The sequence below is a fragment of the Flavobacterium sp. H122 genome (assembly GCF_004959765.1).
In the GTDB taxonomy this organism is placed as follows: Bacteria; Bacteroidota; Bacteroidia; order Flavobacteriales; family Flavobacteriaceae; genus Flavobacterium.
The window spans coordinates 34635-60313 of sequence record NZ_SJZD01000007.1 but is presented as its reverse complement, the minus strand read 5'-3'; the positions used below and the strand labels follow the sequence as shown (position 1 = coordinate 60313).

The following is a 25679-nucleotide window of genomic DNA, read 5'->3' as shown; positions in this document are numbered from 1 at the left end:
GAAGAATTAAAGTTACAAAAGTTCTTTTTGATGATTTTAGGTATTTGGTTTTGAATGCAAAAAAAAGCGGTTAACAATGTTTTGTTAACCGCTTTTTTAATTAAAATGTTACTTTATCGGCTTTGAATTCGCCATTTGTTATGTTTACAGTTGCTCCTTCATTATCACCGCTAAAAGAAAATGTTCCTTTTATATAATCATCAGTAACTGAGGTAATGGTAATAGTTCCTGACGTTCCATCGATATATATTGATTCACCTTCAGAAGAATAACTTGCGTTGTATGTTTCTACATCAGAAGGGGTATCAGTAATGGGATATGTACCTGTAGCAACTTCATTTGGCATCCATAAAGAAATTCGCTTTAAAGTATTGCCATTACCAGTATATCCATCTACTAATGTTTTTAAACTAACAATGGTTTCCGGTTCGTAATTGTAACTTTGACCGTTTACTTTAAATTTTATGTAAGTTGAAGAATTATTGTCAGATCCATCCCCGTCTGATGAACATCCCGATAATATTAATGTGAAAATTGCTAATAACCCGATAATTTTTTTCATATTTTTTTAAATTAAATTTCAGACACAAAAATATAAGAAAATACTTCCTAAAAATATACGAGTCGTTTTTTTAAAGAATAAAATGGTAAAATTGTTGGTGTTAGATTGTAATGGTTTATTATTTAAAGATGAACTTTCCTTTTTCGGAATCAAAAACAATATCTTCATCATCAAATAAAGTATTGAAAACGCCCATTTCAATCAATTTGCAGGGATCGTCCTGAATGATATTGTTTTTAGTCATAACAATCATTTCATCACTTAATTGTATCGCTAAATCGATATCATGAGTCGAGAAAAGTATGCATTTTCCCATAGTAGTTGACAATTTTTTTAGCAGTTTAAATAATGAGACCTTATGGTGTAAATCCAAATGGGTTGTAGGTTCGTCCAGAATGATTAAAGGAGTATCTTGTGCCAAAGCTCTTGCTACTAATACTTTTTGAAGTTGGCCATCACTAATTTCAAAATGTTTTTTCTGGATAATTTCTTGGATGTTAGTAAGCTCAATGGCATTGATTACTTTTTCAATATCTTCAGGAGCCATTTTTCCAATCCAATTGGTGTAAGGCTGGCGTCCTAAAGCGACCAATTCATAAACGGTTAAATTGCTTGGAGGTAATTTTTCTGTTAAAACAACGCTGAGATTTTGTGCCAATTCTGATAGTTGGTAGGAGTTGATGTTTCGGTCGTTTAAGAATACATTTCCATGTAACGGTTTCTGAATTCCGGTAATGGTACGTAACAAGGTTGATTTACCAATTCCGTTGGCGCCGATTAATGTAATTAGTTTCCCTTCGAGAAACTCCAAATTCAGATTTTCGGCAATAATCGTATTTTCTTTTTTGGTGTGGTAACCAATGCTGAGGTTTTGGGTATGAAGTACTTTTCTCATGGTTAACTCACTATTTTTTGTTTTCTGATTAATAACCAAACCACGACTGGTGCACCAAAAATAGAAGTTATGGCATTAATTGGTAATGTAATTTCAAAGCCTGGCATTTGTGAAATGACATCACAAATCAGCATGATAGCTGCTCCAAGGAGTAATGTGCTCCAATATAAAATGAAATGATTACTCGTTTGGAAAATTAATTTGGCGATATGTGGAACTGCTAATCCCACAAAAGCAATTGGTCCGGCAAATGCAGTTATGCTTCCAGCTAATATGCTGGTTGCTAATATAATGAGTAAGCGTGTTTTTTTGAAATTCAAACCTAAACTGCGTGCATAGTTTTCGCCTAACAATAAGGCATTCAAAGACTTTATGCTCAGCAAGCTGATTAGTAATCCCAAAAGTACCGAAATGGAGAGTATAACAATGGAAAACCAGGAGAGGTTTCCAAGATTTCCTAAAGACCAAAAAGTAAATTTTTGTAATTGTTCCGCAGAACTGAAAAAAGTTAAAATACCCACAATGGCACTGGTAAAACTTCCGAACATTAATCCTAAGATCAGGATTGCCATGGTGTCACGTAATTTTTGTGAAACAACTAATACCAATAGCAATACGGCAAAACTTCCTAAAGTTGATGCAATTACCAAGCCATAGGGGGATAAAAACATCGAACTTAAAAAAGGAGGCAGCAATCCGGCGCCCAGTATCACGAAGGCAACACTTAAACTCGCCCCGGAGCTTAAACCCAAAACGTCAGGTCCTGCGAGCGGATTGCGGAATAAAGTTTGCATTAAAAGGCCACTGATGGAAAGTCCCATTCCGACTAAAATAGCGGTAATGGCTTTGGGTAACCTATAATTAATGATGATGTATTCCCAGGTCGATTTACTGGCTTCCCCGCCGGTTAAGCTATTTACAACTTCTTTGAAAGGGATGGTTACAGAACCGAAACTAATGTTAACTAGTAAAAGTAATAACAAACCTAATCCAAGGAGTATAAATAGTTGAATATTTCGTTTATGATTAACCAATTTATTTTAGTTTTTCTGCAAAAGTAAGTGTATAACCCGGGAGTAATTCTGGATGGAATATTTTGATGTAATCTTTTAATATTAGATCGGGGCGACTTGGTCCCAATTCATAATAAACGGTTCCTCCTGTAGCTCCCAATTTACTTTCAAAAGTGTAGATGCTTTTCTTCTGAAAGGCATCAAACTGAATATAATGAGGATTGTTTGTAGACAGGTCTTTTAATGTTTTAAAAGTACCAGCAGCAATCCATACATCTGCACTTTTAGCTTTTTCCAGTACTTTTTCAAAAGTAAGTGCTAGACTTCCGGTACCTTCTACATCAGCCCAGATATATTTGGATTTGGCATCTTTTAAGAATTGGGCAACCCAGCTGTTTCCTTTGGCCACAAACCATTGATCTTGGTACATGTTCCCATATAAAACGGTTGCTTTAGCCTGTTTGTTTTTTACAGCTGATAAAGCTTCATTATATTCTTTTACGATATTATCAAATAATACATCCGCTTCTTTTTCTTTCCCGAATAAAGCGGCATATAGTTTTAACCATTCCGCTTTTCCAAGTGGAGATTGTTCCATCCAGTCGCCCTGAATCATTACTTTCAGTCCGCTTTTTTCAAGATTTTTGATCATCGGATTATTGTTATCCACACCGAACGTAACAATCAGTTCAGGAGAAAGGTCGATTAGTTTCTCCATGTTTAAACGTTCATTCTGTCCCACGTTTTTTACGATACCTTTATCGATAAGTGCTCTTGTTCTTACAGAAGAGATATAATCGGTATGAGGGAATCCCACCAGTTTGTTTTCCACACCCAGCATTTCAAGGAAAGGTACATTGGTCGTAGAAGTCACCACGATGGATTTCAATGGAACTGCTACAGTTGTGTATTTTTGCAGGCTGTCCGGAACAACGCCTTTTTCTTCTTTCAGGACATAGGTAAAATCTTTGTTGGCTTCCGGCCACGGATTTGTCACTTTTACTATGGAATATCCTTCATATTTCTGAATTGAAAGTCCGCTTGCGTATTCAATTACTTCCTGCGTAGCAGTATTTTTTACGGTTTCTGTTTTTTCGTTTTGTTTACAGCTGATGTTAAATACAAAAAAAGAAATAAAAAGGGCTTTATAGAGAAAAGTCTTCATTAGTTTGTGTTTATTTTCCGCAAAGGTAAAAGAATTTGCAAAAAAAATCGGATTCTTTTTTATTCCAAAAATCGACAAACACTATCTTTACGGCATGAATACCATACGAGTTAAAAAATGTTCAACCTGTAAAACCGAGTTCAATTGCGGAGACACTTTAGATGGTAATAAATGCTGGTGCAATGATTTTCCGCCCATTTTTACTCCTTCTGATATAATTGACTGTTTGTGTCCTGATTGCTTTAAACAAGCCTGTTCGGTTAAGATTGAAGATTATGTCGCTACTGTGACACCTGAAAATGCTTTAACAAATAAAGCTAAAGATTTACCCAAGGCAGGAAGTTTGCAGGAAGGAATTGATTATTATATTGAAGACGGGAATTACGTTTTTAAACCGTGGCATCATTTAAAAAGAGGCTATTGCTGTGATAACGGATGCAGACATTGCCCTTATAAGTAGAGGAAAGAAGAAAGAACATAGAAAAAACACTAAGGAGCTTACTGCATAATGCATACAGCTTAAAGCAATAAAAAAATGATTTATCTGATAACAGGAGGTGAGCGCTCCGGAAAAAGCAGTTACGCTCAGGATTTGGCCATGGAGCTTTCACCAAATCCAATGTATGTAGCCACGGCAAGAAAATGGGACGGTGATTTCCAGAAAAGAATTGACCGTCATCAGGCTGAGAGAGACGAACGCTGGATTAATGTAGAAAAAGAAAAGCATCTTAGTGAAATAGATTTTTCAGGTAAGGTGGCCATTATAGATTGTGTGACGCTTTGGTTAACCAATTTTTTTGTGGATACCAAAAATGATTTGGAACTTTGTTTGGAACAGGCTAAAGCCGAATTCGATGCTTTGGTTAAACAGGAAAATGCAACGGTTATCATTATTACCAATGAAATAGGGATGGGCGTACATGCCGAAACACACATTGGAAGAAAATTCACCGAATTACAGGGCTGGATGAACCAATATCTGGCAAAAAATGCCGATGAGGTCGTATTAATGGTTTCTGGAATTCCGGTAAAAATAAAAGGATAAGATGAATTTTATGACTTCCTGGAGCGGTGGAAAAGATTCCTGCTATGCTATGATGAAGGCAATTTCTTTGGGTTTACAACCAAAGGTTTTACTGAATATGATGAATGAAAACGGCCAGGTTTCACGCTCTCATGGTTTGCCGTTAGCTATTTTAAAGCAACAGGCTGAAAAACTGAATGTACCTATTGTTACTGTTCCCGCGACTTGGAATGACTACGAAACTAAATTTATTGAAACACTACAGCTGTTGAAAGCAGAATTTGGATTGGACAGCGCAGTTTTCGGTGATATTGATTTACAGCCACACAGGGATTGGGAAGAAAAAGTTTGTAAAGCAGCCGGATTGGAAGCGGTTTTACCCTTATGGCAGCAGGATAGGATAAAATTAGTCAGAGAAATGATAGAAGGAGGTATTCAAACGATGATTGTATCCTGCAACACTCAAATGGGAGAAGATTATCTGGGTAAAATCATGACACTGGAACTGGCGGAAGAATTGGAAGCCAAAGGAATCGATCCCTGCGGTGAAAACGGAGAATTCCACACCATGGTAATCAATTGTCCGTTATTTTCTGAGCCGGTAACATTGCCAAAATATACTGCCAAAACCTATAATGACTACTGTTTTGTAGTCTGGGAATCCAATTAGAATAATTTATGAGTTATTTAGATGATATAATGAAATCCCGCCGTGATACGCGTCATTTTTTAGATGATGCAGTACCAGATTCGGTTGTGGAAAAAGCCCTGCAAGCAGGACATTGGGCTCCTTCTGTGGGTTTGACTAATGCGACTAAGTATTATATCATAAAATCCGTTGAAATTAAAAAAGCGATTAAAAGCCTATTCATGGAATATGATGAAAAGGCGGCTAATCAAACGGATAATGCTACTCAAAAAGAACAATACCAATCACTAAAGCTGGAGGCCATTGAGGAAGCGCCTCTTGGAATGGTGATTTGTTATGACCGTTCTGTGCTAAATAATTTTACCATTGGCACTGTTGGTAGTAATGAAGCAATAAAATTCAGTGCTGTATGTGCAGCACAAAACATTTGGTTATCCTTAACGGAACAAGGTTATTCCATGGGTTGGGTTTCGATACTGAATTATTATCAGTTTAAAAAAATATTGAATTTACCCGAACATATTGAACCATTAGGGTATTTCTGTATAGGAAAACCAGCCACTAATTACGATAACCAACCCATGTTGCAGCAATTGCATTGGAGGCAAAAAGAGGAACATCCCTTTGTTCAGGAAATAACTGAAATATATCAAGAAACAGTCGAAAAACATCATGAATCTTCTGTAGATACTCTCGATAGTAAAAAACTTCAAACGGAATTACAATATAAGATAGATAATAAAACCAAACCCACAGGCGCTTTGGGTATTTTAGAAACCTTAGCGCTACAAATTGGGACAGTTTTTCAGTCATTAACACCTGAAATCAAACAACCAAACATTGTTGTTTTTGCGGCCGATCACGGCATTGCAGCACACGGTGTGAGTGCCTATCCACAGGATGTTACCCGTCAGATGGTGACAAATTTCCTTGAAGGCGGAGCTGCTATAAATGTTTTTTGTGAACAGAATGCTATTGATTTATCAATCGTAAATGCAGGCGTTAATTATGATTTTCCGCCTAATGCAAAACTGATTGCAGCTTCAATTGCCAAAGGAACACAATCTTTCCTGCACGGACCGGCGATGACTAAAAGTCAGATGGAATTATGTTTTGAAAAAGGAAGCGAAATTGTAACACAAATTGCCCAAAAAGGTAGTAACTGTATTGGTTTTGGTGAAATGGGAATAGGTAATACTTCCACAGCTTCTGTCTTGATGAGTATCATTACAGGGATTTTAATTGAAGAATGTGTGGGAAAAGGAACGGGGGTGAATGATGAAAAGTTGAAATTTAAAAGCGAAATATTACGTAAAGCAATAGAATCTTATCAAGGAACAGAAGTTTTAGAAGATAAACTGGCCTATTTCGGAGGATTTGAAATTTTACAGATGGCCGGCGGAATGCTGGAAGCGTATCGAAACAATATGCTGATTTTGGTGGACGGTTTCATTTGCAGTGTGGCTTTCCTTATTGCCTATACAAAGCAGCCGGAAATTATTAAAAAAGCTGTATTCAGCCATCAATCTGCTGAACAGGCACATGCAAAATTGTTGGATTATATGAATGCAAAAGCTGTTTTGCAATTGGATCTGCGATTGGGAGAAGGAACAGGTTGTGCGGTTGTAATGCCTATCCTGCATTCGGCGACTGCCTTTTTAAATAAAATGGCAAGCTTTGAAAGTGCCGGAGTCAGTAATAAAGAAAGATTATAAGATGAAAAAAGAATTGGATATTTTTTTTACTGCCTTGATGTTTTATACCCGGATTCCCTGTCCGAAAAATATCAATCATGACCCTGATTATCTTAATAAAGCTTCCCGTTATTTTCCTTTAGTAGGGTGGATTGTGGGGACAGTTGCATTTGGAACGTTTTGTCTTTTTGATTATTTGATGGGTCCCGAAATTGGAGTGCTATTTTCAATGATAGCTTCAATTTTAGTTACTGGTGCTTTTCATGAAGATGGTTTTGCAGATGTATGTGATGGTTTTGGTGGTGGCTGGACAAAAGAAAAGATATTGCTAATTATGAAAGACAGTGCTATAGGTGCCTACGGAGCTATTGGCGTGGTTTTGCTTTTGTTGCTGAAATTGATGTCAACATATCTTCTTTTAAGTAAAGTAAATGTATCTTATGTGAATTCATACTTCTTATATTTTTTAATTTTTGTAAGCGCTCATGCATTAAGCAGATTAGCTGCTGTTTCTATAGTTTTTACCCATCAATATTCTCGTGAAGATGCTACGAGTAAAAGTAAACCAATTGCAAAAAGTTTTACATGGCGTGAAGTGGTAGGAGCCTTCTTTTTTGGGTTGTTACCATTATTAGTTATTTCCTATTTTCAGTGGCAATTTATTTTCATGTTGATTCCTGTTTTTTTGATGCGAGTGTATTTGGCTCGATATTTCCAAAAATGGATTGACGGTTACACAGGAGATTGTTTAGGAGCGACACAGCAAGTATGTGAAGTGGTGTTTTATTTATCGGTAATTGCGTTATGGAAATTTATTTAGTTCGCCATACAGAAACAGTTTGTGCCAAAGGGATTTGTTATGGTCAAGCAGATGTTGAAATAGCCGAACCATTTTTGGGTCAATTTGAGGAAATAGTAAAGCAATTGCCTGAAAATGCTGTTGTTTATTCCAGTCCGTTGCAACGCTGTATGCTTTTGGCTGATTATCTGGCGCCTTCGGCGTTTAAGACAGACAAAAGGTTGATGGAAATGGATTTCGGGGATTGGGAATTAAAAAATTGGGATGAAATTCCTTCTGAAGAGATTGATCCTTGGATGAAAGATTTCGTTAATGTAAAAGTTCCCGGAGGAGAATCGTTTGTGGAGTTGTACGACAGGGTTCTTTCTTTCATCGAGGAAAAAAGAAGCGATACTGCTTTTCCTTTAGTAATAGTTACCCACGCGGGAGTGATTAGAAGTTTTTTATGCAAACAGATGAACCTTGATTTGAAAGATGCTTTCTCTAATAAAGTTGATTTCGGACAGGTGATTAAAATTATACTTTAAATTATGAATACAGATTCAAGAGAATTTATGTACGCGGTTTATACGATTGTATTGATCCATGTTGTGGTTATTTCGGTTATACTTTATAAAAGATATAAAAAGAAGAAGAAATAAACTTTTTGGTTTAACATTTTCTAAAAAAATAATTAAAATTCAGATATAATTTGCATTATTCATAATCTGAATCCTATATTTGCACCCGTATTGAGGTTGTAGTTTTGCTTTTGTAAAACACATTAAAAAGGGAATCAGGTTCAAAACCTGAGCTGTACCCGCAACTGTAAGCTATTATGCTTGTTGTTATCTACATACCACTGTCCCGTTGCGAAACAACGAGACGGGAAGGTAAACAACAAGACGCAAGCCAGGAGACCTGCCTAGTACACAGAGTATCAAACTTTCGGGAAAAAAAGTTTGGGTATGGGTAAATTCTATACTTTTCTCCCATTTTAGTATTACAAATGTTTAATTGAAAATGAACAAAAAAATTGCATTGGTTAGTGCTTTTGTATTGGCCTCACTTGGCGTATTTGCCCAGGAAAATGATTCTACACTTAATCTGAATGAAGTGGTTATTTCAGATTCAAAATTTGATTTGTCTAAAGAAAAATCCGGAAAAGTTATTGCGAAAATTACCGCAGAAGATTTAAAGAAAAAAGCCGGACAATCAGTTGCAGCGGTTTTGAGTACTGTTGCCGGTGTTGAAATCAACGGTAATCAGAGTCGTAACGGTAAAGATTTAGGGATTTATCTGAGAGGAGGAAGAAATCATCAGGTTTTGATATTGATTGACGGAATTCCGGTAACAGACGCGTCAGGAATCAGTTTGTCATATGATTTACGATTGCTTTCTGTTGACCAGATTGAAAGTATTGAAATCATGAAAGGTGCTTCCAGTACCCTATACGGTTCCGGAGCGGCAACAGGTGTAATCAATATTACTTTGAAGAAAGCATCGAGTAAAGCTATTGCCGGAAACGCATACATGAATATAGGTACTCAGAATGTTTCAAGGCAAAATGATTTCAATCCTAAGGAATATAATCAAGGATTATCTGTTAACGGTAAACTAAAAGGGTTTAATTATTTTGCTTCATTGAACAGTACTGAAAGCAGTGGGATATCTGAAGCTAAACCATCAAACGATTATACAACTTTTGAAGATGATAATTTTTCAAGAGTAAATTCAATGATTAAATTAGGATTTACGCCTGGTAAAAAATTAACATTGGACTTCTTTGCTGATTATGACCGCATGAAGAATGAATTTGACTCGGGTTCATTTGCTGATAATTTGGAAAACTTCAGTCTTTCTGAGCAATACAGAGTAGGCTTTTCGCCTAAACTGAAATATAAAAAAGGAGAATTCGTAATCAATTCCGGTGCTAATGTAATCACCAGAGACTTTTTTAACTACGGATCATTTACTTATTTTAAATCAAGGAGTGTCAATACTGATGTTTACAATAAATATCAGGTGTTAGATAATTTATTTATTGTTACAGGAGCTCAATTTCAATTTCATGAGATGTCCAACGAAAGTCAATATGCATCAATTTCGAAAGAGACAGCTAAATTTAATATGATTGATCCTTATTTTACTGCTGTTTATAATTCTGAATCAGGTTTGAATATTAATGCAGGCGCCCGTTATAACATTCATAGTAAGTATGGTAATAATTTGGTTTACAACATTAATCCTTCATTTAGTTTTAAAGAATTGCCTTTGAAATTAATTGCATCTTATAGTACTGCTTTTATTTCTCCAAGTTTATATCAATTGTACTCATCTTACGGAGATCTTAAGCTAAATCCTGAGGAAGACGCAACAATTGAAGCGGGATTTGAAGCTGAGTTGTTATCAGAAAAAGTTAAAATTAACGCTGTTGCTTTTTACAGAGAAGAAGAAAATGCAATTGGTTTTGATTTAATGACCTATAAATATTATAATGTTGAAGGTAAAAATAACATAAGAGGAGTTGAAACAAATTTTGAATATGCTGTTAATGATAAAATAAAATTTAATGCCAATTATACATTTTCAGAACTTTCTAAACAGTCAAGAGTGTTAAATCCCAAGCAAAAAGTAAATGCTTCATTGGATTATCAGGCTACTTCTAAATTAGGTGTTAATGTATCATACCAATTTGTAGGTGACAGACCTTATGAGTACACCGTTTATTTACCGCCTACATGGGATCCGGTATTAATGAAAGAAACTCTTAAAGATTATCAATTGGTTAATGCAAACGTACGTTACCAGTTAGTTAAAGACAGAATGAATGTTTTTGGCAGTGTAGACAATATTTTGGATAGAGATTTTGTTGAAGTGAGAGGGTTCAGCACCAGAGGCAGAAACTTTAAAGTAGGTTTTAATTTCATGTTTTAATATAATATAAAGCAATTTGCAGTCCCGGTTTGTTTATTCGAACCGGGATTTTTGTTTCCATAATTTTGAAAGTATTTTTCGTACATTTGTTAGAAACCACATAAAGAATGAGTAAAAAAAGAAAAGATTTTATATTGATTTTTAGTTTGTTCGGTGTATTGTTGACCTGTGCTATGATTTTCTTTTATTTGAATGAGGGTAAGTCTGAAGTGACTGGAAATGAATTGGGTACGTGTAAAACCCCGGAAGAAGCCTTCAGGGAAACTCAAAAAGCATTGAATCTGTTATCTTTAAAAATAAATTCTGGCATAAAAAATGCAGAAGAAATAAAAGAATACGAATTGACTAAAAACAAAATATTCAAAAATGAAAAATAATATGAAAAAACTGGTTTTTTTATTCGCCATAATTTTATTGCCTTTTTATTCAAATGCACAGATTCCGTTTGAAAAATATGAAAATCAGGAAAATGTAACATCTGTAATTGTAAATAAAAAGATGTTTGAACTGATGAGTAAAGTAAAAATGGAAAGTAAAGAAGATCAGGTATATTTAAACCTGATTAAGAAGCTGGAAAACTTAAAAGTTTATAAAACCGGCAGTGCTAAAGTTACAGCCGATATGCGTGGAAACGTTGATAAATACAGCTCAGGTTTGGAAGAATTGATGCGTGTTAATGAAAACGGCAAAAGTTCCAAGATTTATGTCAAATCAATAGCGGGTTCAAGTAATGTAAGCGAATTGCTGATGTTTATTGAAGGAACCGGAATAAAAGGAAGCGAAACCGTATTAATGTCATTGACCGGGGATTTTAATATCAATGATATTTCATTACTGACAAAAAGAATGAACCTTCCGGGTGGAGATGAATTGAATAAAGCTTCAAAGAAATAACAAAAGTCCTCAGTCGAGGACTTTTTCATTTTGCATTTTTAAAATATTTCCAGGGTACTATTAACATTCCAAAACATTCTCCTTCTTCTTTTCCTATATGTTTATGATGCATTTTATGAGCTCTTCGGACTGCTTTTGCATACCTGTTATCAGCATTTCTAAAAAGCTTAAAACGTTGATGTATAAAAATATCATGAACCATAAAATAAGCTAATCCATAAACGAAAATGCCAATGCCGATCGCCAGTCCTATACTGAGGATATCGTATTTCCATAAAAGGAAAAACCCGATACTCACCAGTGCATAGAAAATAAAAAAAGCATCGTTTCTTTCAAACCACGAATCATGGTCTTTTTTGTGATGATCCGCATGCAAATACCATAAAATGCCATGCATAATGTATTTGTGGCTAAACCAAGCCATGAATTCCATAAAACAGAATGTTGCAGCAAATACTATAATGTGAATTATCATCTTATAATAGATTTAATCGGTATTTTACATAACAGTTGGCAAGTAAACTTACTTTTTGATAATCCGGTACACGTATGCGTGTGTGTTTTATTTCGGTTGACGGTGTTTTTTTTAGTTTGGTTAAAAGTGTTCTGTAGTAAATATACGCAGTATAAACGCCAAATTTAGCTTCTAACGGTAAGTTTTTGATTCCTTCAAATCCTTCGGCAAAATCTTGTTCAATATCCTGAATAATATCCTGTTTGGATTTTTCGTTGAGGTTGTTCAAATCGGCATTTGGAAAATAAGTTCTGTCCAAATCTTCAAAATCAGCTTTCAAATCCCTTAAAAAATTGACTTTTTGAAATGCTGAGCCCAGCTTCATTGCTGCATGTTTGAGTTTTTCGTACACCTCATTATTTCCTTTGACAAAGACTTTTAAACACATTAAACCCACAACATCCGCACTGCCGTAAATGTATTGGTGATAATCTTCTTTAGTTGTGTATACTTTTTTAAATAAATCCAGCCGCATACTATTCATGAAGGCGTCAATAAGTTCGTCAGGGATATTGTATTTGTTAGCCGTATGCTGGAAAGCATTTAATATAGGGTTTAAACTGATTTTATTCTTTAAGGCATTTTTCAAATCGGTTTCAAACATCGTAAAAAGTGCTTCTTTATCGTAATCATGAAAAGAATCCACTATTTCATCAGCAAACCTCACAAACCCATATATGTTGTAAATATCCTGACGGATACCCGGAGCCAGCATTTTTACTGCCGTGGAAAATGAAGTACTGTAAGTTTGGGTAACAATCTTACTGCAGTCATTTGAGATTTTGTCGAATAGTGCTTTCATAATTTCCTTTTAAGAATATTTTTCGATTAGTTGCGCTGCCAGTTTTCCTGAAATTAATGCAGGCGGGACACCCGGACCAGGAACTGTTAGTTGTCCTGTGAAGTATAAATCCTTTACTTTTTTACTTCTTAATTTAGGGCGGAGAAAAGCTGTTTGTAAAAGGGTATTTGCCATTCCGTAGGCATTGCCTTTGTACGAGTTGTATTCTTTTATGAAATCATTCACACAGAATGATTCTTTAAATAGTATACTGGATTTTAATTCTTGCTGCGTCAGTTTTTCCAGTCTTGTCATGATTTTATCGAAATAAACTTTTCTTAAAGCGGGCGTATCTTCCAGTCCGGGAGCAAGTGGAATTAAGAAAATACCTGCTTCTTTTCCTTCCGGTGCCGAATTGCTGTCGGTTTTTGATGGAAAACTTGCATAAAACAAAGGTTCTTCAGGCCATTTTGGATTATCATATATGTCTTGAGCATGAATATCAAAATCGGTGTCAAAAAACAGCGAATGATGTTCTACGTTGTTTATTTTTTTGTCAAAACCAACATAAAAAAGTAGCGATGACGGTGCAAATGTTTTCTGATTCCAATACTTTTCAGAATATGCTCTGTGTTTTGTTTCCAATAAAGTTTCCGAGTGATGATAATCGGCGCCTGATAAAACAATGTCAGTTTCAACGATGTTTCCATTTACTATTATTGCTGCTGCTTTTCCGTTTTCAACTTCAATTTTTTCAACATTGGCTTTTGTCTTTATTTTTACACCGAGTTCTTTTGCTAAGGTTTCCATAGCCAGAATAACACTGTACATACCGTTTTTTGGATGGAAAGTGCCAAGACCAAAATCGGCATAATTCATAAAACTGTAAAAGGAGGGGGTGTTTGATGGTTTTGCTCCTAAAAAAAGCACAGGGAATTCTAAAATCTGAATCAGTCGTTTGTTTTTAAATTTCTTTCTGACATCTTTTGAAATAGTACTGAAAAACTGAGTTGCTTTTTTGGCCGTTTCAAAGGTTATTAATTCCAGAGGAGATTCTCCGGGACGATAAACTAATTCTTTGATGGCGATGTCGTAATTGCTTTTAGCTTCTTTAATGAAATTTTCCAGTTTTTCACCGCTTCCGGTCTCTATTGTTTCAAAAGTTTGTTTAATGCCGTCTAGATTGTCTCCAATAGTTATGTAGTCGTTTATGTCAAAATAAACCTGATAGGCAGGAGAAAGTTTTATCAGTTCGTAATAGTCAGATGGGTTTTTGTCAAAGTCATTAAAAAAGCGTTCAAAAACATCAGGCATCCAGTACCAGGTGGGACCAATGTCAAAGGTAAATCCGTCTTTTTTTAATTGTCTGGCTCTGCCTCCTATGGTATCATTTTTTTCATAAACGGTTACTTCATTGCCCGCCTTTGCTAAATAACAAGCGGCAGCCAATGAAGAAAATCCTGATCCTATTATTGAAATGTTTTTTTTCATATTTTGTTCAACAAATTTACTCAAAAGTTAAACAAAATGAATTTGAACAATTCTTAAATTTCTGTTAACACCTCAAAAAGGGAATTGAATACTTTAATGGATGAATTCAATAACGGCTCTTCAATATAGTTTGTCAGTCTGCCGCATATCCATAATTTGCTGTTGGTTGCTGATAATATGTCTTGATCGAATTCTTTTATGTAATCGTTTATTTTGTCCTTATCGGGTTCAACTGTCATGTAGGTTAGAAAACATATTGAATCAAAATAATTCGTCATGTCTTTTAAATTGTCCATAGGGATACTTTCAGATAGATATATTGTTTTATAACCTTGTCTGATTATTACGTAGTTTAAATAGAGTAGTCCTAATTCGTGAATTTCGTTTGACGGCAGGAAAAGAACAAAAACTGTATCTTCATGAATAGGTGTTGTGCTTTGAATGGCTTCTGTATTGACAAGAATTTTTTGTTTAACCAGATGGCTTATAAAATGTTCGTGTGCGGGCGTAATTGTTTCTGTTTGCCATAACAGGCCTATTTCCTCCATTAAGGGAATAAATACTTCCGAAAAAACGTCTTTAAAAGTTTTTTTAGACAGAAGCTCATTGTAAGTCGTTGTGAAAAGTGTCTGGTCAAAATTCATCATTGCCATTTTAAAAGCGCTTACAGCATGATTTTTTGCACTTTTTTCGTTGATAATCTCTTTGGCTAATTCTGAAATTTTAGAAGCGTTATAATTCGATATCTTGGAAATTTTATACCCGTGATTGTGGAGTAAGGTAATGTTTAAAAGTTTTTGAAGACTCAAAGAATCATACATTCTTATATTCGTGCCGGTACGCATAGGTTCGAGAATGTTATATCTTTTTTCCCAGATACGGATTGTGTGTGCTTTAATCCCTGAAAGATTTTCTAAGTCTTTGATGCTGAAAACTGATTTTATATTGTTCATCGTTCTGATAAATAAGTTAAACAAAATTAAAAAATAAATGGTCAGGAATGTTTATTTTTGTTAAAAATCATTTCTAATGAAGTATGATTATGTTTTTTCGGGCTTGGGACTGGCTGCTATGATGGCATTGCTTAAAATGGCAGAAAATGGTTTGCTGTTAAATAAGTCTGTGCTTCTTTTAGAGCCGGATGAAAAAGATAAAAATGACAGAACCTGGTGTTTTTGGGAAGCTGAAAATGGTAAATGGGATGATTTGACAACCCGCAAGTGGCAAAAAGCACTTTTTATTTGTAAAGAAATTAAAAAAGATGTTTTAAATGGTTTTTTCTATAAAATGATAGAATCCGAAAAATTCTATAACTATTATAAAAAACAGATGGGAGTCCATAATGTAAAATGTATAAAAGAGAAGGTTGTTTCGTATAATGAGACTGCAGATGGAGTTGTGGTAAAAACAAATGAAGGTCAGTATTCATGCGATTTTTTGTTCAACTCTGTTTTAAACTTTGATGATTTACAAAGGCAAAAAAAATATCCGGTTTTAAAGCAGCATTTCTTAGGATGGTTTATAGAAGTGGAAAATGATGCTTTTGATGAGAATACGGCCTTATTTATGGATTTTTCAGTCCCTCAAAAGGGAAATACCCGATTTATGTATGTTTTGCCTTTAAATCAAAGAAAAGCTTTGGTTGAATATACTCTGTTTTCGGCTGAATTGTTAAAATTGCAGGAATATGAAGAAGAGATTCAGAACTACCTTATAAATTCTGGTGTTAAAAATTTTAAGATTACAGCAAAAGAGCAGGGGAGTATCCCTATGACGGCTTTTCCTTTTTGGAAAAAAAATACAAAAAGAGTTTTGAATATTGGAACGGCCGGAGGCTGGACAAAGGCAAGTACAGGTTTTACATTTAAAAATGCAGATAAGGAAACTGATAGATTGATTGAGCTTTTAAAAAAGAAAGAGTTGGATTTCGGCCAATTTAAAAAAGCAAACCGGTTTACCTTTTACGATGATTTGTTTGTTGATGTGCTTTACCGAAATAACGAATTAGGAGAAGAGGTTTTTTCTGCTATGTTTGCCAGATGTAATCCGGGTGTAATTTTGAAGTTTTTAGATGAAGAAACAACGTTTCTTGAAGATCTAAAAGTTATATGGAGTTGTCCTAAGCTTCCTTTCCTGAAATCTTTTTTCAGAAGGATTTTAAAATAGAAAAATCCGCATGAGCGGATTTCGTGACCACGATCAGATTCGAACTGACACGTCTTGCGACACCACCCCCTCAAGATGGCGAGTCTACCAATTTCTCCACGTGGCCTTAAACAAAAAAAGTCAAACTTTCGTTTGACTTTTGTGACCCCGCTGGGGCTCGAACCCAGGACCCCATCATTAAAAGTGATGTGCTCTACCAACTGAGCTACGGAGTCAATGCTTTCGTGAAAATGTTTTGAGTCTTACTTTGTGACCCCGCTGGGGCTCGAACCCAGGACCCCATCATTAAAAGTGATGTGCTCTACCAACTGAGCTACGGAGTCAATGCTTTCGTGAAAATGTTTTGAGTCTTACTTTGTGACCCCGCTGGGGCTCGAACCCAGGACCCCATCATTAAAAGTGATGTGCTCTACCAACTGAGCTACGGAGTCAATGCTTTCGTGAAAATGTTTTGAGTCTTACTTTGTGACCCCGCTGGGGCTCGAACCCAGGACCCCATCATTAAAAGTGATGTGCTCTACCAACTGAGCTACGGAGTCAATGCTTTCGTGAAAATGTTTTGAGTCTTACTTTGTGACCCCGCTGGGGCTCGAACCCAGGACCCCATCATTAAAAGTGATGTGCTCTACCAACTGAGCTACGGAGTCAAAATCATTTCCTGATTGCGGGTGCAAATATAATACCTTATTTTTAACATTTCAAAGTAAAATGATAATAAATTTGTCTTTTTTTTTAAATGATTTTCAAAGTCTTTATTTATAGGTATTTATGAATGTAAAAAAAATTGTGTTAGTGGGCTACATGGGCTCAGGGAAAACAAAAATTGGCCAGCTTCTGGCGGAAAAACTGAATTTATCCTTCCTGGATTTGGATTTTTTAATCGAAAATGAGCTGAAAAAATCGGTAAAAGATATATTTTCTGAAAAAGGTGAGGTCTTTTTTAGGAAAAAAGAGCATGAAATTTTTAAAAAAATGATTCAAAGTGACTCGTCTTACGTATTAAGTACTGGCGGAGGTACTCCCTGTTATGCAGATAATCATGTTTTTCTTCAAAATGAAGACGTTTTTTCAGTGTACTTGAAAGCAAGTATTCCGGTTTTAGTAAGCAGGCTTAAAAACGAAACGGCAAACCGTCCTTTATTGCATAATTTAAATGAAGAGGAAACCGAAGAGTATATAGCCAAACATCTTTTTGACAGAAGCTATTATTATAATCAGTGTAAATATATTGTTTTGGTTGATGATAAGTCTCCTGAAGAAATTGTAGAAGAAATTACACGCCTATTCTAAATAGGCGTGGTTGTTGTTTTCTTCAAAAACTACCTGAACATGCTCAAGAATAGATGTTGATAAGGAAAGTCCTTTAAAATCGGCTTTAATAGGGTATTTTTTGTGGTTCCTGTCGACTAGTACCGCAGTTTTAAATTTGCTTAGCGGAACATCTAAAAAATGTCTAACACCATAGATCAGAGTTGTGCCTGTGCTTAAAACGTCGTCTATTAGAATAAGTCCTTTGTTGTGGTACTCTTCTTTTGGAAGTGAAACCTCAATTGAAGCTTCTGGGTTTTTCTTGTCTATTTTAACTTCGCAGAAATGAATTTTAAGAGGAGATATCTTTTGTAATTCATTGATTATCTTCTCAGCAAAAATACTTCCGTTACCTATAATTCCTGCAATTACAATTTCATTTTCGTCTATGAACGTTTCGTAAATCTGATACGCAATCCGTTTAATTTTGAATTCAATTTCCTGATGGGTTAAAATTATATTTTTAGTCATTGTGTTGTTGTTTTTTGGTAAAGATAAAAAAGAGTTCGTTTTCTTGTCTTGGTTTTATGGAGTTATATGCTGTTTCTAATGTCTGAATATTGAAATAGTCAGTAAATAAATTTGAGTATTCCTCTTTTGAACCACCAAAAGGTGGGCCGACTTCAGTTAGAGGGAATTGAAATAGTAAACCAACAAGTTTTCCATTCTCTTTTAATAAAGAATGTGTTTTTTCGACATATTTCTTTCTTAATTCTGGATTTAAGGCGCAAAAGAAAGTCTGTTCAATGATTAGGTCGTATTTTTGATTGTGTTCAAAAAAATCCTGATGAATTATATTTTTATGAAATTCAGCAGGGACTTTCTTTTTTAAATTTTCAATCGGACTTTCAGCGTAATCCAAAACATAAGCATTTGTAAATCCTTTTTGAATTAAGTATTCAAATTCATAAGAATTTCCACAGCCTGGAATTAAGATTTTAATTGATCTGTCGGTAATTTGATCAATGTATTCTTTAATAGGTTTTGTTATTGTGCCAACATCCCAGCCGGTTTCATTGTTTAGGTATCTGTTCTCCCAATATTCGCTATTCAGTTTCATCTTCCTGTTCTTCATTAGTGTCAAACTCAAAATCGTCTAAATCCCTGCGGTCTTTTTTTGTTGGTCGTCCTTCGCCAAATTTTCTGTAATGTGCTTTAGAAAGTTTTAACATCTCAAGATGAGCAAAAGATTCTTCAGGAGTTTCGTCTCTTCTGTAAATGTCTGCCAGCTTTGCGCCCACCCGGTTGGGGGGGATGTCCAGTACAGTAATTATATAGGTAATCTGGTCTTTACGAAAAGTGACTTTGTCGCCGGGAAAGACTTCTTTAGAAGGTTTGGCGGTTATTCCGTTGACAGTAACGTGGTTTTTTTTACAGACTTCGGTAACCATATTTCTTGTCTTATAATAGCGTACACACCATAAGTATTTGTCAATTCGCATAGATAAATGAAAAAACTACGTTAAAATATAAAACAAAAATAAATCAAAATTGTATCTTGCGCACTCAAAAAATAAAATAAAATGCAAATTTTAAGAAGTCTATTAGTATTATTTTTAAGTGTAATTGTTTTGTCTTGTAATAAGGATGATGAAGCAAAATCAACTCCTAAAAAACCTTATGCGGAGCAAGCGCCTATTGATGATTTAGCAATTAACAAATTTCTGGATGAGTACAACATGGAAGTGAGTACTGATCTTGATAATGTATCTTTTACTAAAATTACAACTGAAAATAATTTACCGTCTATCAGAAGTGAATTTAATATACAAACAAAAATTGTTAAAGTAGATGATTACGATCATAAGATGTACTACATAAAATTTGCTGATGGTAATGGTTTACAGCCTACGGCAGTAGATTCAATTTTTGCAAACTATAAAGGAGAGTATATTTATACTAAAAAAGAAGAAGTGACACCTTCGACTGATCCTAAAACATATATTGAATATATTGCGAGTAGTAAATTTGAAGCTGTTACGCAGCCTGCTTGGATGAGTCAGGCTGGTTATATTAAAGGCTGGACAGAATTTGTGTCGTTGCTTAAAACAGGGGATTCCAGTGTGGATTCAAATGGAAGTGCTGTGTTTGAAAATTTTGGAGCCGGAGTGGTTTTTATGCCGTCTGCATTAGGTTATTATAATAGTGGGACTGGCAATATTCCTAAATATGCTCCGTTGATTTTTAATATTTCGTTAAAGAAAATGAATTATATAGATCATGACAGGGATGGTTTGGATTCTGTAATTGAAGAGTTTGTCTATGATACGGCACAGGGAATGTATGTTGCTAAGAAAAACGATACTGATGCTAATGGGGTTTTGGATATGTATGATACTGATGATGACGCTGATTATTATCTGACCAAGACGGAAATAGCAAATTCAAAAAAACATTTTCCTTCAAATGGTCTTGATTCTGATTTAGACGGCAAGAAAGATTACTTAGATACAGATGATGATAATGACGGTATTTTATCAAAAAATGAAAAACTAAAAGATTGTGATAATGATGGTATTCCAAGTTACCTTGATTATGATGATGGATGTGATTAATACTATAAAAAAATAACCGGGCATTGCCCGGTTATTTTTTTATAGTGATGAATATAAAAGAATGTTATTTTCTCTTCATTACTTTTTCAACAGCGTCGATAATAGCTGGTGCGTTTAATTTGTATTTTTCCATTAACTGCTCAGGAGTTCCTGATTCACCAAAACTGTCATTAACAGCTACAAATTCCTGAGGAGTAGGGTTGTTTAATGCTAGTAATCTTGAAACACTTTCTCCTAGTCCTCCTAGAATATTGTGTTCTTCTGCGGTAACTACACATCCTGTTTTGGCAGCCGATTTTAAAATTGCCTCGTCATCAAGAGGTTTGATGGTGTGAATATTGATTACTTCGGCAGAGATACCTTTTGCTTCCAGTGCTTCGGCAGCAACTAAAGCTTCCCATACTAAGTGTCCTGTAGCGACGATAGTCACATCAGTTCCTTCATTTAACATAACTGCTTTTCCAATAACAAAAGGCTCGTCAGCAGAGGTGAAATTAGGCACTACGGGACGGCCAAAACGTAAATAAGCAGGACCGTGATGGTCAGCCAGTGCAATTGTTGCGGCTTTAGTCTGATTGTAATCACATGTGTTGATTACAGTCATTCCCGGCAGCATTTTCATTAAACCGATATCTTCCAGGATTTGGTGAGTTGCGCCGTCTTCCCCTAAAGTTAAACCTGCGTGCGAAGCACAGATTTTAACGTTTTTATCTGAATAAGCTACAGATTGACGTATTTGGTCATAAACACGACCAGTTGAAAAGTTGGCAAATGTTCCTGTGAAAGGAATTTTACCGCCTATTGTTAAACCAGCTGCAATACCAATCATGTTTGCTTCAGCGATTCCAATTTGAAAGAAACGCTCAGGATGGTTTTTTTTGAATTCGTCAAATTTTAATGAACCAATTAAGTCAGCACAAAGTGCCACTACATTTTCATTCTTCTGACCAAGTTCGGTCATTCCGGCTCCAAAACCAGAACGAGTGTCTTTACTTCCTTGATTTGTATATTTTTTCATTGTTTTTATAAGCTGTTGCTATAGGCTTAAGGCATATTGCTTAAAGCATAAAGCTTTTTTAATAATCGATTTCGTCTTCTAAATGGTTTTGCACCAATGCTTTTTCCAATTGCTCGTCATTAGGTGCTTTCCCGTGCCAGGCATGTGTGTACATCATGAAATCCACACCGTGTCCCATTTCTGTGTGCAATAAAACGCAAACCGGTTTTCCTTTTCCTGATAACGATTTTGCATGAGTCATACCTGCAATAATAGCTTCTATATCGTTTCCTTCTTTGATTTCAACAACATCCCAGTCAAAAGCTTCAAATTTTGCTTTTACATTACCCATTGACAAAACTTCATCAGTAGTTCCGTCGATTTGTTTACCATTTAAATCAATAGTAGCAATTAGATTGTCCACTCCTTTAGCAGAAGCATACATGATTGCTTCCCAGTTCTGGCCTTCCTGTAATTCGCCGTCACCGCATAAAGCATATACTAAATGTTTGTCTTTGTTCAATTTCTTCGCTTGTGCTGCGCCAATAGCGACAGATAATCCCTGACCTAAAGATCCGGATGCCATTCTTACCCCGGGTAAACCTTCATGGGTAGTTGGGTGACCTTGCAATCTTGAATTTAACTTACGGAATGTAGCCAGTTCTTTCACAGGGAAATAACCGCTGCGTGCTAAAACTGAATAAAATACCGGCGATATGTGACCGTTTGATAAGAAGAAGATGTCTTCTCCAATACCGTCCATATCAAATCCAGGCTTTCTGTCCATTAAGTGTTGGTAAAGTACAGTGAAAAATTCGGCGCAACCCAAAGAGCCTCCCGGGTGACCAGAATTTACAGCATGCACCATTCGAAGAATGTCTCTTCTTACTTGTGTTGTAAATTTTGTTAGTTGTTGAATGTCAGACATTTTTAATAGCTTTTTATTAACGAGGCCAAAATTACTTCTTATTTTACCGACTGCCAAATCAAAATGCCAATTCGTTAAAGAAATTAAAAATCTAATTTCTAATTTCAAATTTCTGAATTCAATAGGCTATCTTTGCCGTTCGAAATATTTGGAAGAAAAGTCATTATGAAGTTTGAATTATTACACACAGACCCTCAGTCACAGGCCAGAGCAGGGAAAATAACTACAGATCACGGCGTAATTGAAACGCCAATTTTTATGCCTGTAGGGACAGTTGCTTCTGTTAAGGGGGTGCACCAGCGTGAATTGAAAAACGATATAAACCCTGATATCATTTTAGGGAACACCTATCATTTATATTTAAGGCCACAGACAAAAATTCTTGAGCAGGCTGGGGGATTGCATAAATTCATGAATTGGGACCGTAATATTTTAACAGATTCAGGCGGGTACCAGGTATATTCTCTTTCTTCAAACAGAAAAATTAAAGAAGAAGGAGTTAAATTTAAATCTCACATTGATGGCTCATATCATTTCTTTTCTCCGGAAAGTGTGATGGAAATTCAGAGAACTATCGGAGCTGATATTATTATGGCGTTTGATGAGTGTACTCCATATCCTTGTGATTACCGTTATGCCAAGCGCTCAATGCATATGACACACCGTTGGTTGGATCGTTGTATTGCGCATTTGGATAAAACACCACTTAAATACGATTACAATCAGGCTTTCTTTCCAATTGTTCAGGGAAGCACTTATAAAGATTTACGTCAGCAGTCAGCTGAATATATTGCGAATGCAGGTGCAGTAGGAAACGCGATAGGCGGACTTTCTGTTGGTGAGCCGGCAGAGGAAATGTATGCAATGACTGAAGTTGTGACGGCAATTCTTCCTAAAGAAAAACCCAGATATCTTATGGGAGTCGGGACTCCGGTTAATATTTTGGAAAACATAGCGTTAGGTATTGATATGTTTGATTGTGTGATGCCTACACGTAATGCCCGTAACGGAATGCTGTTTACTGCAAACGGGGTAATTAATATTAAGAATAAAAAATGGGCAGATGATTTTTCGCCTATTGATGAAATGGGACACACCTTTGTAGATATTGAATATACTAAGGCTTATTTGCGTCATTTATTTGCTGCAGATGAATATTTAGGGAAACAAATTGCAACAATTCATAACTTAGGTTTTTATATGTGGTTGGTTCGTGAAGCAAGAAAACATATCTTAGCGGGAGATTTCCGTGAGTGGAAAGATAAAATGGTAAAACAAATGAGCCAGCGATTATAATGTTAAAACAACTGTTTTCGAAGTTAACTCTGATTGATAGATACATACTGAAAAGGTATTTGATGACTTTTTCTGCTATGTTGCTGTTGTTTATTCCTATAGGAATAACAGTGGATGTTTCTGAAAAAATTAATAAAATACTGGAAAATAATGTTCCTTTTGGTAAGGTGGCAGCTTATTATCTGGATTTCATTGTCTATTTTGCAAACTTATTGTTTCCAATTTTTCTTTTCCTGTCAATTATCTGGTTTACTTCAAAATTAGCCAATAATACCGAAATTGTTGCGATACTTAGTTCCGGAATTTCGTTCCAGCGTTTTTTAAGACCTTATATTATAGGAGCAACAATGGTCTCTTTGTTTGCTTTGTTGATGGGTTTTTTTTTAGTTCCTAAAGCCAGCGAGGGGTTTAAAACTTTCCGTTACATGTACTTGAAAGGAGGAGGGCGTCAGGAAATGAGGCAGACTAATGATGTTTTCAGGCAAATCAGTGAAAATGAATACGTTTATGCCAGTAATTTGAATGTAGAATCAAAAACGGCATATAATTTTGTTCTGGAAAAGTTTGATAAAAATAAACTGCTTTACAAAATAACGGCTTCCTCAATTATGTATAATCCTAAAACAAAGGATTATTCTTTGATGAGTTATACAAAAAGAACGGTAGGTGAGCTGGATGATAAAATTGAATCTGAATCTAATAAAAAGATGAAATTCAATTTTGAAATTGAGGATCTGACACCGGTAGTGTATATTGCGGAAACGTTGATGCCTAACGAATTAAATGAATTTATTGAAAAAGAAAAAAAGAGAGGTTCATCCAATATCAATACCTATCTGGTTGTGAAATACAGAAAGTACAGTATACCGGTTTCTGCGTTTATTTTAACGATAATTGCTGTTGCGGTTTCTTCTATGAAAAGAAGAGGTGGGATGGGAGTAAATCTTGCGATAGGTATTGCGGTGGCTTTTACTTATGTATTTTTGGATAAGATTTTCGGAACCATGGCAGAGCAGTCTTCTTTTCCGCCGCTTGTGGCTGTCTGGATACCTAATATTGTTTTTGGTGTTTTAGCTTATTATCTATTAAAAAATGCAAAACGATAAAACTTTAAAAAGTTATCTTCATCTCCATCTGATAGTTTTTATCTGGGGATTTACCGCTGTTTTAGGAGCGCTTATTTCTATAGGTGCATTGCCTTTAGTATGGTACAGAATGCTTTTTGCATCTGTTTTTATTTTGGGATTTATTCAATTCAGAAAAATCGATTTAAAGATTTCAACTCCGTTGCTGCTGCGGTTTCTGGGGGCAGGCTTTGTAATAGCGATGCATTGGTACACTTTTTTTGAAGCCATCAAAGTTTCGAATATTTCGGTTACTTTGGCCTGTTTGTCCACCGGAGCTTTTTTTACATCACTTTTAGAGCCCATTTTCTTTAAAAGAAAAGTCATTCCCTATGAAGTAATTCTGGGTTTAATTGTTATCGCAGGACTTTATTTGATTTTTAAAGTTGAATCAAGATATGTTTACGGAATTATTCTGGCTTTAACTTCTGCATTTTTATCAGCTTCCTTTTCTATAATCAATGGAAAATTCGCAAAAGAATACAATCCTACCGTAATTTCATTTTACGAGCTTTTAGGGGGTGTTTTTTTCTTTTCGCTTTTTATATTGTATAAAGGAGAGTTTTCGGCAGATTTCTTTCATTTAACATGGGAAGACTTCATGTGGCTGTTGGTTTTGAGTTCTGTTTGTACAGCCTATGCTTTTATTGCTTCAGTGGGAGTGATGAAATACTTAAGTCCTTATACCGTAATGCTTACCATAAATCTGGAGCCTATTTACGGAATTATTTTAGCCTTATTGGTTTTTGGTGACAAGGAAAAGATGGATAGCCAGTTTTACATTGGTGCTTTGGTGATATTGTCGACTGTTATTTTGAATGCAATTTTGAAGAACCGTCAAAAAAACAGCTAGTTAAGTTTTTGATTTTTAGAAAAATAGAGCCGAAAGGCAACTTTAGATTAAATAT

At 35.3% G+C, this 25679-nt stretch carries 28 protein-coding genes, 6 tRNA genes and 1 riboswitch; of the genes, 15 read left to right on the top strand and 19 right to left on the bottom strand.

Annotated features, from left to right (window positions below; all coding sequences use genetic code 11):
- Positions 1-100 precede the first annotated feature (100 nt).
- The 4 genes from EZM65_RS11380 to EZM65_RS11365 all read right to left on the bottom strand — a co-directional run bounded on the left by EZM65_RS11380 (position 101) and on the right by EZM65_RS11365 (position 3635).
- On the bottom strand, positions 101-562 hold the full coding sequence (locus EZM65_RS11380; RefSeq protein ID WP_136668685.1) for a DUF6252 family protein: 462 nt from the start codon (positions 560-562) through the stop codon (positions 101-103).
- A gap of 118 nt (positions 563-680) precedes the next feature.
- Complete coding sequence (locus EZM65_RS11375; RefSeq protein WP_136668684.1) at positions 681-1457, bottom strand: ABC transporter ATP-binding protein; 777 nt, start codon at positions 1455-1457, stop codon at positions 681-683.
- Between the two features lie 2 nt (positions 1458-1459).
- On the bottom strand, positions 1460-2491 hold the full coding sequence (locus tag EZM65_RS11370) for an iron ABC transporter permease (RefSeq protein WP_136668683.1): 1032 nt from the start codon (positions 2489-2491) through the stop codon (positions 1460-1462).
- Between the two features lies 1 nt (position 2492).
- Complete coding sequence (locus EZM65_RS11365; protein ID WP_136668682.1) at positions 2493-3635, bottom strand: ABC transporter substrate-binding protein; 1143 nt, start codon at positions 3633-3635, stop codon at positions 2493-2495.
- Between the two features lie 94 nt (positions 3636-3729).
- Here EZM65_RS11365 and EZM65_RS11360 point away from each other — a divergent pair, with 94 nt between their 5' ends.
- The 9 genes from EZM65_RS11360 to EZM65_RS11320 all read left to right on the top strand — a co-directional run bounded on the left by EZM65_RS11360 (position 3730) and on the right by EZM65_RS11320 (position 11611).
- Complete coding sequence (locus EZM65_RS11360; protein ID WP_136668681.1) at positions 3730-4095, top strand: DUF5522 domain-containing protein; 366 nt, start codon at positions 3730-3732, stop codon at positions 4093-4095.
- 75 nt (positions 4096-4170) lie between these two features.
- Positions 4171-4680: a bifunctional adenosylcobinamide kinase/adenosylcobinamide-phosphate guanylyltransferase gene (cobU, locus tag EZM65_RS11355; protein WP_136668680.1), complete on the top strand. Its 510-nt coding sequence runs from the start codon at positions 4171-4173 to the stop codon at positions 4678-4680.
- Position 4681: 1 nt separating this feature from the next.
- Positions 4682-5329 (top strand): diphthine--ammonia ligase, encoded by a 648-nt coding sequence (locus tag EZM65_RS11350; protein ID WP_136668679.1) that lies wholly within the window; start codon positions 4682-4684, stop codon positions 5327-5329.
- Positions 5330-5337: 8 nt separating this feature from the next.
- On the top strand, positions 5338-7023 hold the full coding sequence (gene cobT / locus EZM65_RS11345; protein WP_136668678.1) for a nicotinate-nucleotide--dimethylbenzimidazole phosphoribosyltransferase: 1686 nt from the start codon (positions 5338-5340) through the stop codon (positions 7021-7023).
- 1 nt (position 7024) lies between these two features.
- Positions 7025-7822: an adenosylcobinamide-GDP ribazoletransferase gene (locus tag EZM65_RS11340; protein WP_136668677.1), complete on the top strand. Its 798-nt coding sequence runs from the start codon at positions 7025-7027 to the stop codon at positions 7820-7822.
- The gene (gene cobC, locus EZM65_RS11335) at positions 7807-8328 is read left to right on the top strand and encodes an alpha-ribazole phosphatase (protein ID WP_136668676.1); all 522 of its coding nucleotides are present in this window, start codon (positions 7807-7809) and stop codon (positions 8326-8328) included. Before EZM65_RS11340 ends, cobC begins: the two co-directional genes overlap by 16 nt.
- 190 nt (positions 8329-8518) lie before the next feature.
- A riboswitch (cobalamin riboswitch) is annotated at positions 8519-8724 on the top strand.
- A 79-nt stretch (positions 8725-8803) separates the two neighbouring features.
- The gene (locus EZM65_RS11330; protein WP_136668675.1) at positions 8804-10717 is read left to right on the top strand and encodes a TonB-dependent siderophore receptor; all 1914 of its coding nucleotides are present in this window, start codon (positions 8804-8806) and stop codon (positions 10715-10717) included.
- Between the two features lie 107 nt (positions 10718-10824).
- Positions 10825-11094, top strand: a complete 270-nt coding sequence (locus EZM65_RS11325) for a hypothetical protein (protein ID WP_136668674.1) — start codon at positions 10825-10827, stop codon at positions 11092-11094.
- A 1-nt stretch (position 11095) separates the two neighbouring features.
- Positions 11096-11611, top strand: a complete 516-nt coding sequence (locus EZM65_RS11320; RefSeq protein ID WP_136668673.1) for a DUF4252 domain-containing protein — start codon at positions 11096-11098, stop codon at positions 11609-11611.
- 25 nt (positions 11612-11636) lie between these two features.
- On the opposite strand, the gene EZM65_RS11315 is transcribed toward EZM65_RS11320, so the two are convergent.
- Genes EZM65_RS11315 through EZM65_RS11300 form a run of 4 tightly spaced genes read right to left on the bottom strand, consistent with a single transcriptional unit; the run spans position 11637 to position 15350 of the window.
- Positions 11637-12086 carry a sterol desaturase family protein gene (locus EZM65_RS11315; RefSeq protein WP_136668672.1) on the bottom strand — a complete coding sequence of 150 codons (450 nt, stop codon included), beginning with the start codon at positions 12084-12086 and terminating at the stop codon, positions 11637-11639.
- A gap of 1 nt (position 12087) precedes the next feature.
- On the bottom strand, positions 12088-12927 hold the full coding sequence (locus EZM65_RS11310; protein ID WP_136668671.1) for a phytoene/squalene synthase family protein: 840 nt from the start codon (positions 12925-12927) through the stop codon (positions 12088-12090).
- Between the two features lie 9 nt (positions 12928-12936).
- Positions 12937-14397: an NAD(P)/FAD-dependent oxidoreductase gene (locus EZM65_RS11305; RefSeq protein WP_136668670.1), complete on the bottom strand. Its 1461-nt coding sequence runs from the start codon at positions 14395-14397 to the stop codon at positions 12937-12939.
- 53 nt (positions 14398-14450) lie between these two features.
- Positions 14451-15350 carry a MerR family transcriptional regulator gene (locus EZM65_RS11300; protein WP_136668669.1) on the bottom strand — a complete coding sequence of 300 codons (900 nt, stop codon included), beginning with the start codon at positions 15348-15350 and terminating at the stop codon, positions 14451-14453.
- 76 nt (positions 15351-15426) lie between these two features.
- On the opposite strand from EZM65_RS11300, the gene EZM65_RS11295 reads away from it, so the two are divergent.
- Positions 15427-16563 (top strand): lycopene cyclase family protein, encoded by a 1137-nt coding sequence (locus EZM65_RS11295; RefSeq protein ID WP_136668668.1) that lies wholly within the window; start codon positions 15427-15429, stop codon positions 16561-16563.
- Between the two features lie 24 nt (positions 16564-16587).
- Here the strand turns inward: EZM65_RS11295 and EZM65_RS11290 are convergent.
- From EZM65_RS11290 to EZM65_RS11265, 6 genes are all read right to left on the bottom strand, one after another.
- Positions 16588-16669, bottom strand: a tRNA-Leu gene (locus EZM65_RS11290).
- 36 nt (positions 16670-16705) lie between these two features.
- Positions 16706-16778: transfer RNA gene (locus EZM65_RS11285), tRNA-Lys, on the bottom strand.
- Between the two features lie 35 nt (positions 16779-16813).
- Positions 16814-16886 (bottom strand) — tRNA-Lys (locus EZM65_RS11280).
- Between the two features lie 35 nt (positions 16887-16921).
- Positions 16922-16994 (bottom strand) — tRNA-Lys (locus EZM65_RS11275).
- A gap of 35 nt (positions 16995-17029) precedes the next feature.
- Positions 17030-17102: transfer RNA gene (locus EZM65_RS11270), tRNA-Lys, on the bottom strand.
- A gap of 35 nt (positions 17103-17137) precedes the next feature.
- A tRNA-Lys gene (locus tag EZM65_RS11265) sits at positions 17138-17210 on the bottom strand.
- Positions 17211-17331: 121 nt separating this feature from the next.
- On the opposite strand from EZM65_RS11265, the gene EZM65_RS11260 reads away from it, so the two are divergent.
- Positions 17332-17853, top strand: coding sequence for a shikimate kinase (locus EZM65_RS11260; RefSeq protein ID WP_136668667.1), 522 nt, complete (start codon positions 17332-17334; stop codon positions 17851-17853).
- On the opposite strand, the gene EZM65_RS11255 is transcribed toward EZM65_RS11260, so the two are convergent.
- From EZM65_RS11255 to EZM65_RS11245, 3 genes are read right to left on the bottom strand one after another with little or no spacing between them, the layout of a single operon-like run.
- Positions 17845-18342: a phosphoribosyltransferase domain-containing protein gene (locus tag EZM65_RS11255; protein ID WP_136668666.1), complete on the bottom strand. Its 498-nt coding sequence runs from the start codon at positions 18340-18342 to the stop codon at positions 17845-17847. The two genes, EZM65_RS11260 and EZM65_RS11255, sit on opposite strands and share 9 nt — an antisense overlap.
- On the bottom strand, positions 18335-18931 hold the full coding sequence (locus tag EZM65_RS11250) for a methyltransferase domain-containing protein (RefSeq protein ID WP_136668665.1): 597 nt from the start codon (positions 18929-18931) through the stop codon (positions 18335-18337). Before EZM65_RS11250 ends, EZM65_RS11255 begins: the two co-directional genes overlap by 8 nt.
- Positions 18918-19313: an RNA-binding S4 domain-containing protein gene (locus EZM65_RS11245; protein WP_136668664.1), complete on the bottom strand. Its 396-nt coding sequence runs from the start codon at positions 19311-19313 to the stop codon at positions 18918-18920. Before EZM65_RS11245 ends, EZM65_RS11250 begins: the two co-directional genes overlap by 14 nt.
- An 81-nt stretch (positions 19314-19394) precedes the next feature.
- Here EZM65_RS11245 and EZM65_RS11240 point away from each other — a divergent pair, with 81 nt between their 5' ends.
- On the top strand, positions 19395-20426 hold the full coding sequence (locus EZM65_RS11240) for an FKBP-type peptidyl-prolyl cis-trans isomerase (protein ID WP_136668663.1): 1032 nt from the start codon (positions 19395-19397) through the stop codon (positions 20424-20426).
- A 64-nt stretch (positions 20427-20490) separates the two neighbouring features.
- On the opposite strand, the gene EZM65_RS11235 is transcribed toward EZM65_RS11240, so the two are convergent.
- Both EZM65_RS11235 and EZM65_RS11230 read right to left on the bottom strand, forming a co-directional pair.
- On the bottom strand, positions 20491-21444 hold the full coding sequence (locus EZM65_RS11235) for a transketolase family protein (protein WP_136668662.1): 954 nt from the start codon (positions 21442-21444) through the stop codon (positions 20491-20493).
- Positions 21445-21502: 58 nt separating this feature from the next.
- Positions 21503-22351: a transketolase gene (locus EZM65_RS11230; RefSeq protein ID WP_136668661.1), complete on the bottom strand. Its 849-nt coding sequence runs from the start codon at positions 22349-22351 to the stop codon at positions 21503-21505.
- A gap of 165 nt (positions 22352-22516) precedes the next feature.
- On the opposite strand from EZM65_RS11230, the gene tgt reads away from it, so the two are divergent.
- From tgt to EZM65_RS11215, 3 genes are read left to right on the top strand one after another with little or no spacing between them, the layout of a single operon-like run.
- Entirely contained in the window at positions 22517-23647 is a 1131-nt protein-coding gene (tgt, locus tag EZM65_RS11225) for a tRNA guanosine(34) transglycosylase Tgt (protein ID WP_136668660.1), read from the top strand.
- Entirely contained in the window at positions 23647-24753 is a 1107-nt protein-coding gene (locus EZM65_RS11220) for an LptF/LptG family permease (RefSeq protein WP_136668659.1), read from the top strand. Before tgt ends, EZM65_RS11220 begins: the two co-directional genes overlap by 1 nt.
- Positions 24740-25624 carry a DMT family transporter gene (locus EZM65_RS11215; protein WP_136668658.1) on the top strand — a complete coding sequence of 295 codons (885 nt, stop codon included), beginning with the start codon at positions 24740-24742 and terminating at the stop codon, positions 25622-25624. The genes EZM65_RS11220 and EZM65_RS11215 overlap by 14 nt, the downstream gene beginning before the upstream one ends.
- Positions 25625-25679 lie beyond the last annotated feature (55 nt).